Below are 13,026 nucleotides of genomic sequence, written 5' to 3'. Positions count from 1 at the left end.
CGTTCCGACAGGAGAGACTTATGCCGTCGATGCGCGTGGCCATGATCGGCTACGGGTTCATGGGTGCCGCCCATTCACAGGGGTGGCGCGTGGCGCCCCGCTTCTTCGACCTGCCCGCCGATCCGCAGATGGCGCTCGTCGTAGGGCGGAACGCGGATGCCGTGGCAGCCGCCGCCGCCAAGTGGGGCTGGGAGGAGAGCGCCACCGACTGGCGCTCGACGCTCGAGCGCGACGACATCGATCTGGTCGACATCGTCACCCCGGGCAGCTCGCACGCCGAGATCGCCATCGCGGCGCTCGAGGCGGGCAAGCACGTGCTCTGCGAGAAGCCGCTCGCCAACACGGTCGCGGAGGCGGAGGCGATGGCGGATGCCGCGGCGCGTGCCGCGGAACGCGGCGTCTTCGCGATGGTCGGCTTCACCTACCGCCGGGTGCCGGCGACCACCTTCGCCCGTCAGCTCGTGGCGGAGGGCCGCATCGGTCGGGTCACCCAGGTGCGGGCGAGCTACCGCCAGGATTGGCTCGTCGACCCGCAGGTTCCGCTCGCCTGGCGCCTGCGCAAGGAGCTCGCGGGCTCGGGCGCCCTCGGCGACATCGGAGCGCACGCCATCGACCTCGCGCAGTTCATCACCGGTCAGCGGCTCGAATCGGTCTCGGGCACGCTCGAGACGATCGTGAAGGAGCGCCCGCTGCCCGCCGACACCTCACCCGGTGAGGTCGCGAGCCTCGGGGAGCCGCCGGCTCGGGCACCGGCGAGGTCACCGTCGACGACGTCGCGATGTTCACGGGCCGCTTCGATTCGGGTGTGCTCGGCAGCTTCGAGGCGACCCGGTTCGCCACCGGCCGCAAGAACGCGCTGCGGGTCGAGGTGTCGGGCACCGAGGGGGCGATCGCCTTCGATCTGGAAGACCTCAACACCCTCGAGTTCTACGACCGCACCGCGCCGGATGACCGCCAGGGCTTCACGCGGATCCTCGTGACCGAGCCCTCGCATCCGTACGTCTCCGCCTGGTGGCCCGCAGGCCACATGCTCGGTTACGAGCACGGCTTCTCGCACCAGGTGGTCGACTTCGTCACCGCGATCGCCGAGGGGCACCAGCCCACGCCGTCGTTCGCCGACGGACTGCACGTGCAGCGTGTGCTCGACGCCGTCGAGCGCAGCGCCGCCGCGCAGAGCGTCTGGACTACCGTCTGACAACCGACAGATCCATCGAGGAGGACACCATGTCTCGTCCGATCACGCTCTTCACCGGCCAGTGGGCCGACCTGCCGCTCGAGGAGGTGGCGCGCCTCGCATCCGGGTGGGGCTACGACGGTCTCGAGCTCGCCTGCTGGGGCGACCATCTCGACCCGTGGCGATGGGACGAGCCCGGCTACGTCGAGGGCAAGCTCGAGCTGCTCGAGCGCTATGGCCTGAAGGTGTGGGCCATCTCGAACCACCTCAAGGGTCAGGCGGTGTGCGACGACCCGATCGATCAGCGCCACCGCGACATCGTGTCGGCGCGGGTCTGGGGAGACGGCGAACCGGAGGGCGTGCGGCAGCGCGCCGCCGAGGAGATGAAGAACACGGCGCGCCTGGCCCGGGCGCTCGGCGTCGACACCGTGATCGGGTTCACGGGGTCGTCGATCTGGAAGTACGTGGCGATGTTCCCGCCCGTCTCGCAGGAGGCGATCGACGCGGGCTACCAGGACTTCGCGGACAGGTGGAACCCGATCCTGGATGTCTATGACGAGGTGGGCGTGCGCTTCGCACACGAGGTGCACCCCTCCGAGATCGCCTACGACTACTGGACGACCGTGCGCACCCTCGAGGCGATCGGGCACCGGGAGGCCTTCGGGCTCAACTGGGACCCCTCGCACATGGTGTGGCAGGACCTCGACCCGGTCGGGTTCCTGTGGGACTTCCGCGACCGGATCTATCACGTGGACTGCAAGGACACCCGCAAGCGCATGAACAACGGGCGCAATGGGCGTCTCGGTTCGCACCTCGCGTGGGCGGACGGCCGCCGCGGCTGGGACTTCATCTCGACGGGCCACGGCGACGTGCCCTGGGAGGACGCCTTCCGGATGCTGAACCAGATCGGCTACGAGGGCCCCATCTCGGTGGAGTGGGAGGACGCCGGGATGGACCGCCTGGTGGGTGCCCCGGAGGCGCTCGAGTTCGTGCGTCGGCTCGCGTTCGACGCGCCGGATGCGGCGTTCGACGCCGCGTTCTCCTCGGGCGACTGACAGCTCAGGTCGAGGGGCGTCGGGCTTGCGGGCTCGGCGCCCCTCGCGTGGCTACCGCGAGCCGTTCGAGGCGACCATGGCCTCGATCGACTCGGGGGCCAGCGCATGGTGGATGGCGAGCATGCTCGCGCCGAGCACTCCCGCATCCGGTCCGAGCTTCGACTGGGTGATCTGCAGGTGCTCGGTGGCGAGCGGCATCGAGCGGGTGTAGACGACTTCGCGCACGCCCGCGATGAGATGCTCGCCCGCCTGGGCCAGGGCGCCGCCCAGCACGATGGCGGAGGGGTTGATGAGGCTCACGCAGGTGGTGAGCACCTCGCCGATGTCGCGGCCGGCCTGGCGCACGGCCTGGATGGCGTCGATGTTGCCGCGCTTGACGAACTCGACGACGTCTTGGCTCGAGGATGCGGTGAGCCCGGTGGCGGCGAGGGCGCGCGCGAGTGCGGGCCCGGATGCGAGAGCTTCGAGGCAGCCGCGGTTGCCGCATGCGCAGGGCACGTCGGCACCGCGTGCGACGTAGACGTGGCCGATGTCGCCCGCGGTGCCCTGGGCTCCGCGCTGCAGGAGGCCGCTCGAGATGACGCCGGAGCCGATGCCCGTGGCGACCTTCACGAAGATGAGATGGTCGACGTGCGGCCAGGCGTGCTCGCGCTCGCCGAGGGCCATGATGTTGACGTCGTTGTCGACGAGCACGGGCGCGTCGAAGCTCGACGCGAGGTAGTCGGGCACGTCGAAGCGATCCCAGCCGGGCATGATGGGCGGGTTGATGGGGCGTCCAGTGGAGTGCTCGACGGGGCCCGGTAGCCCGATGCCGATGGCGAGCAGGTCGGCGGATGCGCGATCGACGGAGGCGAGCAGGCGTTCGGCCGCGGAGATCACCCAGGTGAGCACCTTCTCGGGGCCTTCGGACACATTCATCCGTTCGACGTCTTGGGCGAGCACGCCGCCGGCGAGGTCGCTGACGGCGATGCGCACGTGGGTGGCGCCGACGTCGACGCCGAGCACGACGCGGCCGCTCGTGGCGATGGCGAACTGCGAGGAGGGGCGACCGCCGGTCGACACGGCGTCGCCGACGGAGTCGACGAGGCCCAGCTTCATGAGGGCGTCGATGCGCAGGGCGACGGTCGAGCGGGCGAGGCCGGTGATGGCGGAGAGCTCACTGCGGGTACGTGGTCGGCCGTCGCGCAGGATCTGGAACAGGTCGCTCGCGACCGAGGAGCCGAGGGCGTTGATGTGCCGCTGGGCGTCAGCCCCGCTTATGTCGACCATCCGCCAATGTTGTCACATGCGCCGACCGAAGTGCGTCGGCGCGGCGTGCGCTCGCGCGGTTGCGGGGCGCGGCTCGGCGTGCTCCCGGTCCGCGGGTGACTCGCTCAACCGCGAGCGGATTCCGCCAAGGCGGGCTCGGTCTCGGGGGCTCGGCCTCGATCGGCTCGGAGAAGCCAGTCGACTCCCTGCCGACGATGCGGTAGTCGGCCAGGATCTGCCGGGGAGGAGCCGGTTCGCCCTTCTCGTGGATGCGGGAGAGCAGGGTGTCGACCGCGACCCGCGCGATCTCGTCCCGGCCCGGATCCACGCTCGACATCGACGGCACCGAGAAGCGTGACTCATCGATGTTGTCGAAGCCGATGACGGCCACATCATCGGGCACCCGCACGCCGGCTTCGCCGAGCGCACGGAGGGCTCCCAAACCGAGCGTGTCGTTGAGGGTGAACAGCGCGTCGAAGTCGACCCCGTCCTCGAGCAGGCGTCGCATGGCGACTGCTCCGTTCTCGCGGTGCCACGGGGCGGCCGTGCGCACGAGCGTCGTGTCGTAGGGCAGCCCCGCGGCGTCGAGTGCCTCGCGGTAGCCCCGCACGCGAAGGTTCGCCGAACGGATGTCGTCCTGGTTGACGGGGTGGGCGCCGATGACGGCGATGCGGCGGCGGCCGATGCCGATCAGGTGCTCGGTCGCGGCCCGCGCGGATTCGACGTTCCGCATGGTTACGTGATCCGTCGGGCCGCCGAAGATCCGTTCGCCGAGCAACACGAGGGGGAAGCCGACGTTCAGCAGGTTGACGTCGTCCTGGCCGAGTCGTTCCGGGCTGAAGAGCACTCCGTCGGTGAGGCGTAGCCGTTCACCTGAGAGCACCGCGAGCTCGCCCTCCCTGGTTGCGCTCGTCTGGTCGATGACGACGCCCACCCCGTGGGCGTCCGCGGCACGGATGATGGAGTCGGCCAGCTCGGCGAAGTAGTTCTGGCGGAGTTCGGGGATGGCGAGCCCGATCACCCCGGTCCGTCCGGAGCGCAGACCGCGCGCCGAGAGGTTCGGCCGGTAGTCGAGCTCCTCGATGGCCGACAGCACCTTCTCGCGGGTGCTCGGCCGCACATGGGGGTAGTTGTTGACCACGTTCGAGACGGTCTTGATCGACACACCTGCGATCCGGGCGACGTCATGGAGCGTCGAGCCCATCGGCGCTCCCTTCTGTTCTTCTCGTTGCTGTCGAGGTTGGCGCGGCTCGCCAGAATCTCCTTGACATCAGGAAGGACGTTAGCAATAGTCTTCCTACAACGTTGGAAGTACAACGTTAGAAACTCCCTGGCGACGATGCCTGAAACCCTTGTGGCATCGAGCACGTGCCGGGGCGCGACATTTGCACCGACAGGAATGCCCCCGAAAGGAATCGATTGATGAACACCAAGAAGTCAATCGCCGCCGCCGTGACCCTCGTGGTCGCGGGTGCTCTCGTCGCCTGTTCCGATGGCGGAACCGGTGGCGGAGGCGGCGACAACAGCAACGCGACGTGCACGAACAAGCTCGTGAACACCGACGCGCCCGTCGTGACGATGTGGGCGTGGTACCCCAACATGGAAGAGGTCGTCGACAACTTCAACAAGGCGCACGACGACGTGCAGGTCTGCTGGACGAACGCGGGCGCCGGCGGCGACGAGTACGACAAGTTCCAGACCGCCGTCTCCGCGGGAAGCGGCGCCCCCGACGTCGTCATGCTCGAAGCCGACCGCATCCCGACCTTCCAAGCGCAGGATGCGTTGGTCGATCTGTCCGACCTCGGCTATCAGGATGTGAAGGACAACTTCAGCGCGGGAGCCTGGAAGGACGTCTCGGTCGGCGACGGTGTGTACGGCGCACCGGTCGACGGCGGTCCGATGGGCATGATCTACCGCACGGATGTCTTCGACACCTACGGCATCACCCCTCCCACCACCTGGGATGAGTTCGAAGCCGCGGCGCAGAAGGTGAAGGATGCCGGCGGACCGTACTTCGCGAGCTTCGCGGCCAACCAGCCGGCCTACGTCACGGCGCTCATGTACCAGAGCGGTGCGCAGCCGTTCGAGTACGACCCGGCCAACGAGGGCGAGATCGGGATCGACCTCGACAGCGATGAGATCAAGGGAGTGCTCGACTACTGGAGCGGCCTGGTCGAGAAGGGGCTGGTCGGCACCGAGGACCAGTTCACGCCGGAGTACATCGCCGGTGTGATCAACGGCGACTACGCGACGTACCTCTCGGCCGCGTGGGCACCTGGCTATCTGCAGGGCGCCGGGGTGGGCGAGGGCGCCGACGCCGCTGTCTGGGCGACGGCTCCAATGCCGCAGTGGGACACCGGCAACCCCATCGCAATCAACTGGGGCGGCTCGGCGTTCTCGGTGACCAAGCAGGCCAAGGACGCGAAGCTCGCGGCGAAGGTCGCGTTCGGCGTCTACGCCGACCCGGCGTCCCTCGACGCAGGGTGGAAGAACCAGGTCATCTTCCCGCTCAACCTCACGGTGCTGAAGTCCGACGAGTTCCAGAACTACGAGGTGCCGTTCTTCAGCGGTCAGCAGGCCAACAAGGAGGTGTACGTCCCCGCGGCAGACGCCTACACGGGCATGACCTATACGCCGCTCGGGCAGTACTACTATTCGGCGCTGACGAAGCAGATCGCTGCCATCAACGAGGGGTCGACGACAGGCTCCGCGGCGGCGGATGCTCTGCAGGCCGATGTCGTGGCGTACGCCAAGGAGCAGGGCTTCACTGTCAAGTGACCTGATCCCGGGGCCGGTTCGCCGCAGCGCGGGCCGGCCCCGCTCATCCGTTCCTCACATCCGGAGACATTCATGACCGTCCCCAGCGACAGGGTCGTCGCGACGAAGCATCGCAGGTCCACGACGCGACGCCACAACCTGACCGGCTGGCTCTTCGTCGGCCCGTTCGGCCTCATCTTCCTCGCACTCCTCGTGCTTCCGATCGGCTACGCCTTCTACCTCAGCCTCTTCCAGAAGTCGTTGATCGGCGGCACCAGGTTCGTGCTGTTCGGCAACTACCTCAAGGCGTTCAGTGACCCGTCGTTCCTGAGCGGTGTCGGGTTCGTGCTCTCGTTCTCGCTCGTGCTGATCCCGCTGCAGATGGCGATCTCCTCGCGATCGCGCTCATCCTCGATATCGTCCTCACGCGGTTCGCGCGTTTCTCGCGCCTCATGATCTTCATGCCCTACGCGATCCCGACGGTGATCGGAGCCCTCATGTGGGGCTTCCTCTACAGCAAGAACTTCGGGCCCTTGGGCGACATCTTCGGGCTCTTCGGCGCGTCGGCGCCGAACTTCCTCAGCTCGAGCCTCATCTTCTACGGATTGCTCAACGTGGTGACCTGGCAGTGGGCCGGCTACTACATGATCATCCTCTTCGCGGCCCTCCAAGGCATCGACCCCACCCTGTACGAGGCGGCGCGCATCGACGGGGCTTCGCAGTGGCAGATCGTGTTGAGGATCAAGATCCCGCTCGTGGCGCCCGCGCTCCTGCTGATCCTCGTGTTCGCGCTCATCGGCACCCTGCAGTTCTTCAACGAGCCGAAGATCCTGCAGCAGCTCGCCGCGGGCGCGATCCCCGACGACTTCACCCCGAACATGTACGCCTACCAGCAGGCGTTCTCGCTCGCCAACTACAACTACGGCTCGGCGATCTCATTCGCCCTCGGCGCGGTGGTGTTCGTGTGCGTCTACATCTTCCTGTTCGCGACGCGCAAGCGAGGAGCTTCCTCTCATGAGCACCACATCCCTTCCCCGGCAGCCGCGCCGCGGGCGGCGGGGCGTCTGCCCCTGAACATCGTGCTCGGGCTGCTCATGGTCTACTTCCTGGTTCCGTTCTGGTGGCTCATCGTCAACAGCTCCAAGAGCGCCGCAGGGCTGTTCGGCGGCGGCAGCGCCTTGTGGTTCGCGAGCGACATCAACTACCTCTCGAATCTGAGCGACCTGTTCACCTACAGCGGCGGCATCTATGCGCGCTGGCTCGGCAATTCCGCGCTGTACGCGATCGCCGGGGAGTCGGGGCGACGGTCCTGGCGGTCCTCGCCGGTTATGGGTTCGCGAAGTACCGCTTCGCGGGGCGACGCCTGTCGTTCGCCATCCTTCTCGGCGCCGTCATGGTGCCGACCACCGCACTCGTCATCCCGACGTTCATGCTGTTCGCGCAGGTGGGCTGGACCAACACGATCTGGTCGGTGATCTTCCCGACCCTGCTCAACCCGTTCGGGGTGTATCTCATGCACGTCTATGCGCGCGATGCGGTTCCCGACGAGTTGCTGGACGCCGCCCGTGTCGATGGCGCGGGGGAGTTCCGGTCGTTCTTCCGTGTGGCACTGCCGCTATTGCGTCCCGCGATCGTGACGGTGCTGCTGCTGTCAGTGGTCGCCTCCTGGAACAACTACTTCCTGCCGCTGGTCATGTTGTCGAACAACCAGCTGTTCCCCGTTACGGTCGGTATCGGCCTGTGGCAGTCCACCGCCTCGACCTACGGCGCGGCGGGCGGACAGAGCTTGTGGAGCATCATCATCCTCGGCTCGCTCGTGTCGGTGATCCCGCTCATCATCGCCTTCCTGACCCTCCAGCGGTATTGGCAAGGGGTCTCGCCATCGGCAGTCTCAAGTAGCCACCCGCGCCCGCCGTCACCCAGCCACCGAGGAATTCGTGATCACCGCACATCTCACCATCGACCCCCACTTCGTCGTGGGCCCCATCAACCGTCGCCTGTTCGGCTCCTTCGTCGAGCACCTCGGTCGATGCGTCTACGACGGTATCTACGAGCCGGGCCACCCGCGCGCAGATGCCGACGGGTTCCGTCAGGATGTCATCGACCTCGTCAGGGGCTCGGTGTATCGACGGTGCGATACCCGGGTGGCAACTTCGTCTCCGGCTACCGCTGGGAGGACGGGGTTGGCCCGCGCGAGGAGCGTCCGCGGCGCCTCGATCTCGCCTGGCACTCGCTCGAGACGAACGAGATCGGCCTCGACGAGTTCGCTCGCTGGATCGCCAAGGTCGACGCGGAGTTGATGTACGCGGTCAATCTCGGCACGCGGGGGTGCAGGAGGCGCTCGACGTTCTCGAGTACGCGAACGTGCGCGGAGGTACCACCCTGTCGCAGCAGCGGATCGCGAACGGCGCCACCGAGCCCTACGACATCCGGATGTGGTGCCTCGGCAATGAGATGGACGGCCCGTGGCAACTCGGCCACGACACCCCTCGTGCGTACGGCAGGCTCGCGATGAAGACGGCGCGGGCACTGCGGCAGGTCGACCCGGATCTCGAGCTCGTGGTGTGCGGCAGCTCGAGCGCCCAGATGCCGCTGTTCGGCACCTGGGAGCGCGTCGTGCTCGAGGAGACCTACGACGAGGTCGACTTCATCTCCTGCCACGCCTACTACGAGCCCATCGGCGGCGACTACGGCAGCTTCCTGGCCTCGGCCGTCAACATGGACAACTTCATCGATTCGGTCGTGGCGACCGCCGATCATGTGAAGGGGATGCGCGGGAGCGACAAGACGATCAACATCTCCTTCGACGAGTGGAACGTCTGGTACCACTCGCGCTATGCCGAGGTCGACCGCATCACCGACCCCCAGGAGTGGCCGGTGGCCCCCGGTTGCTGGAGGACGTGTACTCCGTCGTCGACGCGGTCGTCTTCGGCAATCTGCTCATCTCGCTCATCCGGCATGCCGATCGGGTGACCGCGGCGAGCTTGGCACAGCTGGTCAACGTGATCGCACCGATCATGACCGAGCCCGGTGGCCCGGCGTGGAAGCAGACCACGTACTTCCCGTTCGCGGTCACCTCGAAGCTCGCGCGCGGGGTCGCCCTGGAGCTGAAGCTCGACTGCCCGAGCTACGAGACCGAGCAGCACGGCACCGCAAGCCTCGTCGACGCCGTCGCCACGCATGATGCCGAGTCGGGCGAGACCGCGGTGTTCGTCGTGAACCGAAGCCTCGACGAGTCCGCGGAGTTCATCGTCGATGCTGCACTCCTCGGGCAGGTGAGTCTCGTCAGCGCCGAGAGCCTCTATGACGACGACATCCACGCCGCGAACACGCTCTCGGCCCCGGACCGGGTGCGACTTCGGCCCAATGAGACCGCGCGCCTCGCCGACGGCGAGTTGCGCGTCATCCTGCCCCCGGTCTCCTGGACCGCCGTGACCCTGCGATGAGCACCGGACACGGCGTGCTCCGGGTCTCGGGAACGCGGATCGTCGACGATCGTGGACCTCTCATCCTCCGCGGTTTCGGCCTCGGCGGCTGGATGAACATGGAGAACTTCATCACGGGCCACGCCGGCACCGAGGCGCAGATGCGCCGCGCGCTGCACCGCGTTCTCGGCGAGGACGGGTATGAACGCTTCTTCGCGCGCTTTCTCGATGTGTTCTTCGCCGACGAGGACGCCGCCTTCCTCGCAGGTCTCGGCCTCAACTCACTGCGGATCCCGCTCAACTACCGACACTTCGAAGACGACGACGCTCCGATGGTGCTCACGGAGGACGGTTTCCGGTTGCTCGACCGCGTCATCGAGATCTGCGCGCGTCACAGGATCTACACGATCCTCGACCTGCACGCGCTTCCGGGCAGCCAGAACCAGCACTGGCACAGTGACAACCCCACGCAGTGGGCATCGTTCTGGACGCACCGGCATTTCCAGGATCGCGTGGTCAACCTCTGGGAGGCGCTCGCCGACCGCTATCGCGGCAACCCCTGGGTGGCCGGATACAACCCCGTGAACGAACCGGCCGATGCGCACGGCGAGACCCTCGGCCCGTTCTACCGGCGGCTTGAGCGGGCGATTCGCGCGGTCGACCCCGATCACATCCTGTTCCTCGACGGGAACCGCTACTCCACGCAGTTCGACCAGCTCGGCGATCCCTTGCCCAACACCGTGTACACCGCCCACGATTACGCGCTGCCGGGGTTCGTCGACGGCGGCCCGTACCCTGGCGTCAGCCGGGGACAGTACGTCAACAGGGATCGAGTCGAGGAGACCTTCCTCGAGCGCACGCGGTACATGCGTGAGACGGGCACGCCGATCTGGGTCGGTGAGTTCGGGCCGGTCTACACGGGTGATCCGGAGCGCGACGAACAGCGTCGGCGGCTGCTCGCCGACCAGCTGGAGATCTTCGCGAGGCACGACGCGAGCTGGGCGCTCTGGACCTACAAGGACATCGGCCTGCAGGGCATCCTGAGCGCGGCGCCGGATTCCGCGTATGTGCGGCTGATCGCACCCGTGGTGGAGAAGAAGAAGCGCTTGGGCGTGGACTCATGGGGATCCACGGATGTCGGGATACGCGAGTTGATCGCTCCGTTCGAGCGGTTGTTCCGCGAGGAGTTCCCGGACTTCGCGCCCTATCCGTGGGGCGCCGACCGCTGGATCGCCGGCCACATCCGTCACGTCATGTTGGCCGAGGCGATGGTCGACGATTACGCGAACGCGTTCCGTGGACTGACCTCGGACGACGCCGAGGCGCTTGCCGACGCCTTCGCCTTCTCCAACTGCGTCATCCGCGAACCGCTTGCCGAGGTTCTGCGCGCCTCGCCGGCGTGACGGACCATGGGTGAAACGTCATAGACTTCGAGAGCAGAGCGGCGTCGCCGCTCTTTTCTCTTTCTCCACCCGACTCCCACCGAGGTCTCCATGACGGCCGCCGTGCACCCCGGCGACGCGCTCTCGCGCCCCGAGCGGCTCACCTACATCCTCGTGCTCGGCGCGCTCACGGCCCTCGGGCCGTTCACGATCGACCTCTATCTGCCGGCCCTGCCGATCCTCGAGCGTGAGCTGGACGCGCGCACCGCGCTCGTGCAGCTCACCCTCACGGCCACCATGGTGGGTTTCGCGCTCGGTCAGTTGTTCGTCGGGCCGCTCTCCGACCAGGTCGGGCGACGGCGACCGCTGCTGCTGGCGACCGGGGTGCACATCCTCGCGTGCCTCGGCGCGGCACTCGCCCCCGACCTGTTCTGGCTGAGCGTCGCGCGCGTGCTGCAGGGGTGGGGGCCGCCGCGGGCGGCGTGGTCGCGATGGCGACCGTGCGCGACCTGTTCGGCGGCTACCCGCTCGTGAAGATGCTCAGCCGCCTCGCGCTGGTCTCCGGGCTCGCGCCCGTGATCGCGCCCGTGCTCGGCTCCCAACTGCTGCTCGTGGTGGACTGGCGCGGCCTGTTCGTGTTCCTCGCCGCGTTCGGCTTCCTCGTGCTCGTCGCCAACGCGCTGTTCCTGCGCGAGACGTTGCCGGCATCCGCTCGCCACGCGCGCGGTCACTCGACCGTGCGACAGCGCTACGGCGCACTGTTCCGCGATCGCATCTACGTCGGCGCCGTGATCATCGCGGGTGCCAACTTCTCGGCGCTGTTCGCCTACCTCTCGAGCTCCTCGTTCCTGTTCCAGGATGTGTACACGCTCTCGGCGCAGGAGTACGGCATCCTGTTCGGCATCAACTCCGTCGGCGTGATCGTGGGCGTGCAGAGCTCGAGCCGCATGCAGAAGCGCATCGGACCGCAGTGGATCATCGCGGGCGCCACGATCGTGCAGCTCGTGGCGGCCGTCGCGATCATCGTGCTCGACGCATCCGGTGCCGGGTTCCTGGGCATCGCGATCCCGTTGTGGTTCTTCATCGCGGCGTGCGGGTTCAACTTCCCCGCGATCTCGGCGCTTGCTCTCGTGCGGCACGGGCACGAGGCGGGCACCGCGGCGTCGGTGCTGGGGGCCGCCAACTTCGGTGTCGCCGGCATCGTCTCGCCCATCGTGGGGCTGTTCACGATCACGAACGCCATCCCGATGGCGGGCGTGATGGTCGTCGCCATCGTGATCGCCATCGCGGTGCTGTGGACGATCGTGCGCCCCGCCACGGTGCCGCCCCTGGAGGCGTGAGACGCCGGTATAACGTGGGGCGATGGACGCTCCCTCGCGACGACCGATCGTCTATGCGGGTGTCGTGGCGCTCGTGCTCGCGGTCGGCCTCGGGCTGCTCGTCGCGCTGCGTGACACGGTCGGGCTCGACGAGGAGTGGATGACCGAGGTGCTCGAGTGGCGCGGTCCCGTGGGCGAGTCGGTGAGTCTGGTCTTCGACTTTCTCGGCGGCGGCTGGTTCGCCATCCTCGTGGTGCCCATCGGCGTGGCGATCGCGTTCGTGCTCGCGCGTCGCCCCTGGTCGGCCCTCGCCTTCGTGCTCGCCTCGGCGCTCGCCGCCGTGGTGTGCCAGCTGCTCAAGGCGCTCTTCGGGCGAGCTCGCCCCGAAGAGATCCTCGTGCCGCTCGAGAACGGATCGTTCCCGTCGGGCCACGCGACGAACGCCGCGGTCATCGCGGTGAGCCTCGGCCTGCTGCTGCGACGTGCGTGGGTGTGGGTGCTCGGGATGCTGTACCTCGTCGCGATGGCGTTCAGCCGGACCTACCTCGGTGCGCACTGGCTCACCGACACCCTCGGCGGCGCCCTGCTCGGCGCGGGTGTGGCCCTGCTCGTGTGGTGCCTGCTGCTGCCGAAGCTGCGCCTCGAGCCGCTGCCCCCGCGCTGAGG

The 13,026-nt window shown here is 67.8% G+C and carries 8 protein-coding genes and 4 pseudogenes; 10 read left to right on the top strand and 2 right to left on the bottom strand.

What is annotated here, in order from left to right:
* Window positions 1–20 precede the first annotated feature (20 nt).
* Both QQK29_RS03510 and QQK29_RS03505 read left to right on the top strand, forming a co-directional pair.
* Window positions 21–1,195: pseudogene (locus QQK29_RS03510) on the top strand (Gfo/Idh/MocA family protein).
* A gap of 29 nt (window positions 1,196–1,224) precedes the next feature.
* Window positions 1,225–2,229, top strand: a complete 1,005-nt coding sequence (locus QQK29_RS03505; RefSeq protein ID WP_284297830.1) for a sugar phosphate isomerase/epimerase family protein — start codon at window positions 1,225–1,227, stop codon at window positions 2,227–2,229.
* A 51-nt stretch (window positions 2,230–2,280) separates the two neighbouring features.
* Here QQK29_RS03505 and QQK29_RS03500 read toward each other — a convergent pair whose 3' ends face one another.
* Window positions 2,281–3,498: an ROK family transcriptional regulator gene (locus QQK29_RS03500; protein WP_284297828.1), complete on the bottom strand. Its 1,218-nt coding sequence runs from the start codon at window positions 3,496–3,498 to the stop codon at window positions 2,281–2,283.
* Complete coding sequence (locus QQK29_RS03495) at window positions 3,476–4,681, bottom strand: LacI family DNA-binding transcriptional regulator (RefSeq protein WP_348533791.1); 1,206 nt, start codon at window positions 4,679–4,681, stop codon at window positions 3,476–3,478. The genes QQK29_RS03500 and QQK29_RS03495 overlap by 23 nt, the downstream gene beginning before the upstream one ends.
* A gap of 218 nt (window positions 4,682–4,899) precedes the next feature.
* Between QQK29_RS03495 and QQK29_RS03490 the strand changes: the two genes are divergently transcribed.
* The 8 genes and pseudogenes from QQK29_RS03490 to QQK29_RS03455 all read left to right on the top strand — a co-directional run bounded on the left by QQK29_RS03490 (window position 4,900) and on the right by QQK29_RS03455 (window position 13,024).
* Window positions 4,900–6,255, top strand: a complete 1,356-nt coding sequence (locus QQK29_RS03490; RefSeq protein ID WP_284297826.1) for an ABC transporter substrate-binding protein — start codon at window positions 4,900–4,902, stop codon at window positions 6,253–6,255.
* Between the two features lie 72 nt (window positions 6,256–6,327).
* The gene (locus tag QQK29_RS03485; protein WP_284297824.1) at window positions 6,328–6,690 is read left to right on the top strand and encodes a hypothetical protein; all 363 of its coding nucleotides are present in this window, start codon (window positions 6,328–6,330) and stop codon (window positions 6,688–6,690) included.
* Window positions 6,691–6,695: 5 nt separating this feature from the next.
* On the top strand, window positions 6,696–7,709 hold the full coding sequence (locus tag QQK29_RS03480) for an ABC transporter permease subunit (protein WP_284297822.1): 1,014 nt from the start codon (window positions 6,696–6,698) through the stop codon (window positions 7,707–7,709).
* Window positions 7,598–8,023: pseudogene (locus QQK29_RS03475) on the top strand (carbohydrate ABC transporter permease); the annotation flags it as partial. The gene QQK29_RS03480 and the pseudogene QQK29_RS03475, both read left to right, overlap by 112 nt.
* A gap of 148 nt (window positions 8,024–8,171) precedes the next feature.
* Window positions 8,172–9,680, top strand: a pseudogene (arfA, locus tag QQK29_RS03470) (arabinosylfuranosidase ArfA).
* The gene (locus QQK29_RS03465) at window positions 9,677–11,062 is read left to right on the top strand and encodes a glycoside hydrolase family 5 protein (protein ID WP_284297820.1); all 1,386 of its coding nucleotides are present in this window, start codon (window positions 9,677–9,679) and stop codon (window positions 11,060–11,062) included. The pseudogene arfA and the gene QQK29_RS03465 overlap by 4 nt, the downstream one beginning before the upstream one ends.
* Window positions 11,063–11,152: 90 nt before the next feature.
* Window positions 11,153–12,381: pseudogene (locus QQK29_RS03460) on the top strand (multidrug effflux MFS transporter).
* Window positions 12,382–12,403: 22 nt separating this feature from the next.
* The gene (locus tag QQK29_RS03455; protein WP_284297818.1) at window positions 12,404–13,024 is read left to right on the top strand and encodes a phosphatase PAP2 family protein; all 621 of its coding nucleotides are present in this window, start codon (window positions 12,404–12,406) and stop codon (window positions 13,022–13,024) included.
* Window positions 13,025–13,026 lie beyond the last annotated feature (2 nt).

The organism is Homoserinibacter gongjuensis (assembly GCF_030161875.1).
In the GTDB taxonomy this organism is placed as follows: Bacteria; Actinomycetota; Actinomycetes; order Actinomycetales; family Microbacteriaceae; genus Homoserinibacter; species Homoserinibacter gongjuensis.
This window is presented reverse-complemented; position numbering and strand designations above follow the sequence as displayed.

Excerpts from the sequence above, each read along its gene's own strand:
- QQK29_RS03505 (WP_284297830.1), top strand. The coding sequence starts at position 1,225 with ATGTCTCGTCCGATCACGCTCTTCACCGGCCAGTGGGCCGACCTGCCG.
- QQK29_RS03500 (WP_284297828.1), bottom strand. The coding sequence starts at position 3,498 with ATGGTCGACATAAGCGGGGCTGACGCCCAGCGGCACATCAACGCCCTC.
- QQK29_RS03495 (WP_348533791.1), bottom strand. The coding sequence starts at position 4,681 with ATGGGCTCGACGCTCCATGACGTCGCCCGGATCGCAGGTGTGTCGATC.
- QQK29_RS03490 (WP_284297826.1), top strand. The coding sequence starts at position 4,900 with ATGAACACCAAGAAGTCAATCGCCGCCGCCGTGACCCTCGTGGTCGCG.
- QQK29_RS03485 (WP_284297824.1), top strand. The coding sequence starts at position 6,328 with ATGACCGTCCCCAGCGACAGGGTCGTCGCGACGAAGCATCGCAGGTCC.
- QQK29_RS03480 (WP_284297822.1), top strand. The coding sequence starts at position 6,696 with ATGCCCTACGCGATCCCGACGGTGATCGGAGCCCTCATGTGGGGCTTC.
- QQK29_RS03465 (WP_284297820.1), top strand. The coding sequence starts at position 9,677 with ATGAGCACCGGACACGGCGTGCTCCGGGTCTCGGGAACGCGGATCGTC.
- QQK29_RS03455 (WP_284297818.1), top strand. The coding sequence starts at position 12,404 with ATGGACGCTCCCTCGCGACGACCGATCGTCTATGCGGGTGTCGTGGCG.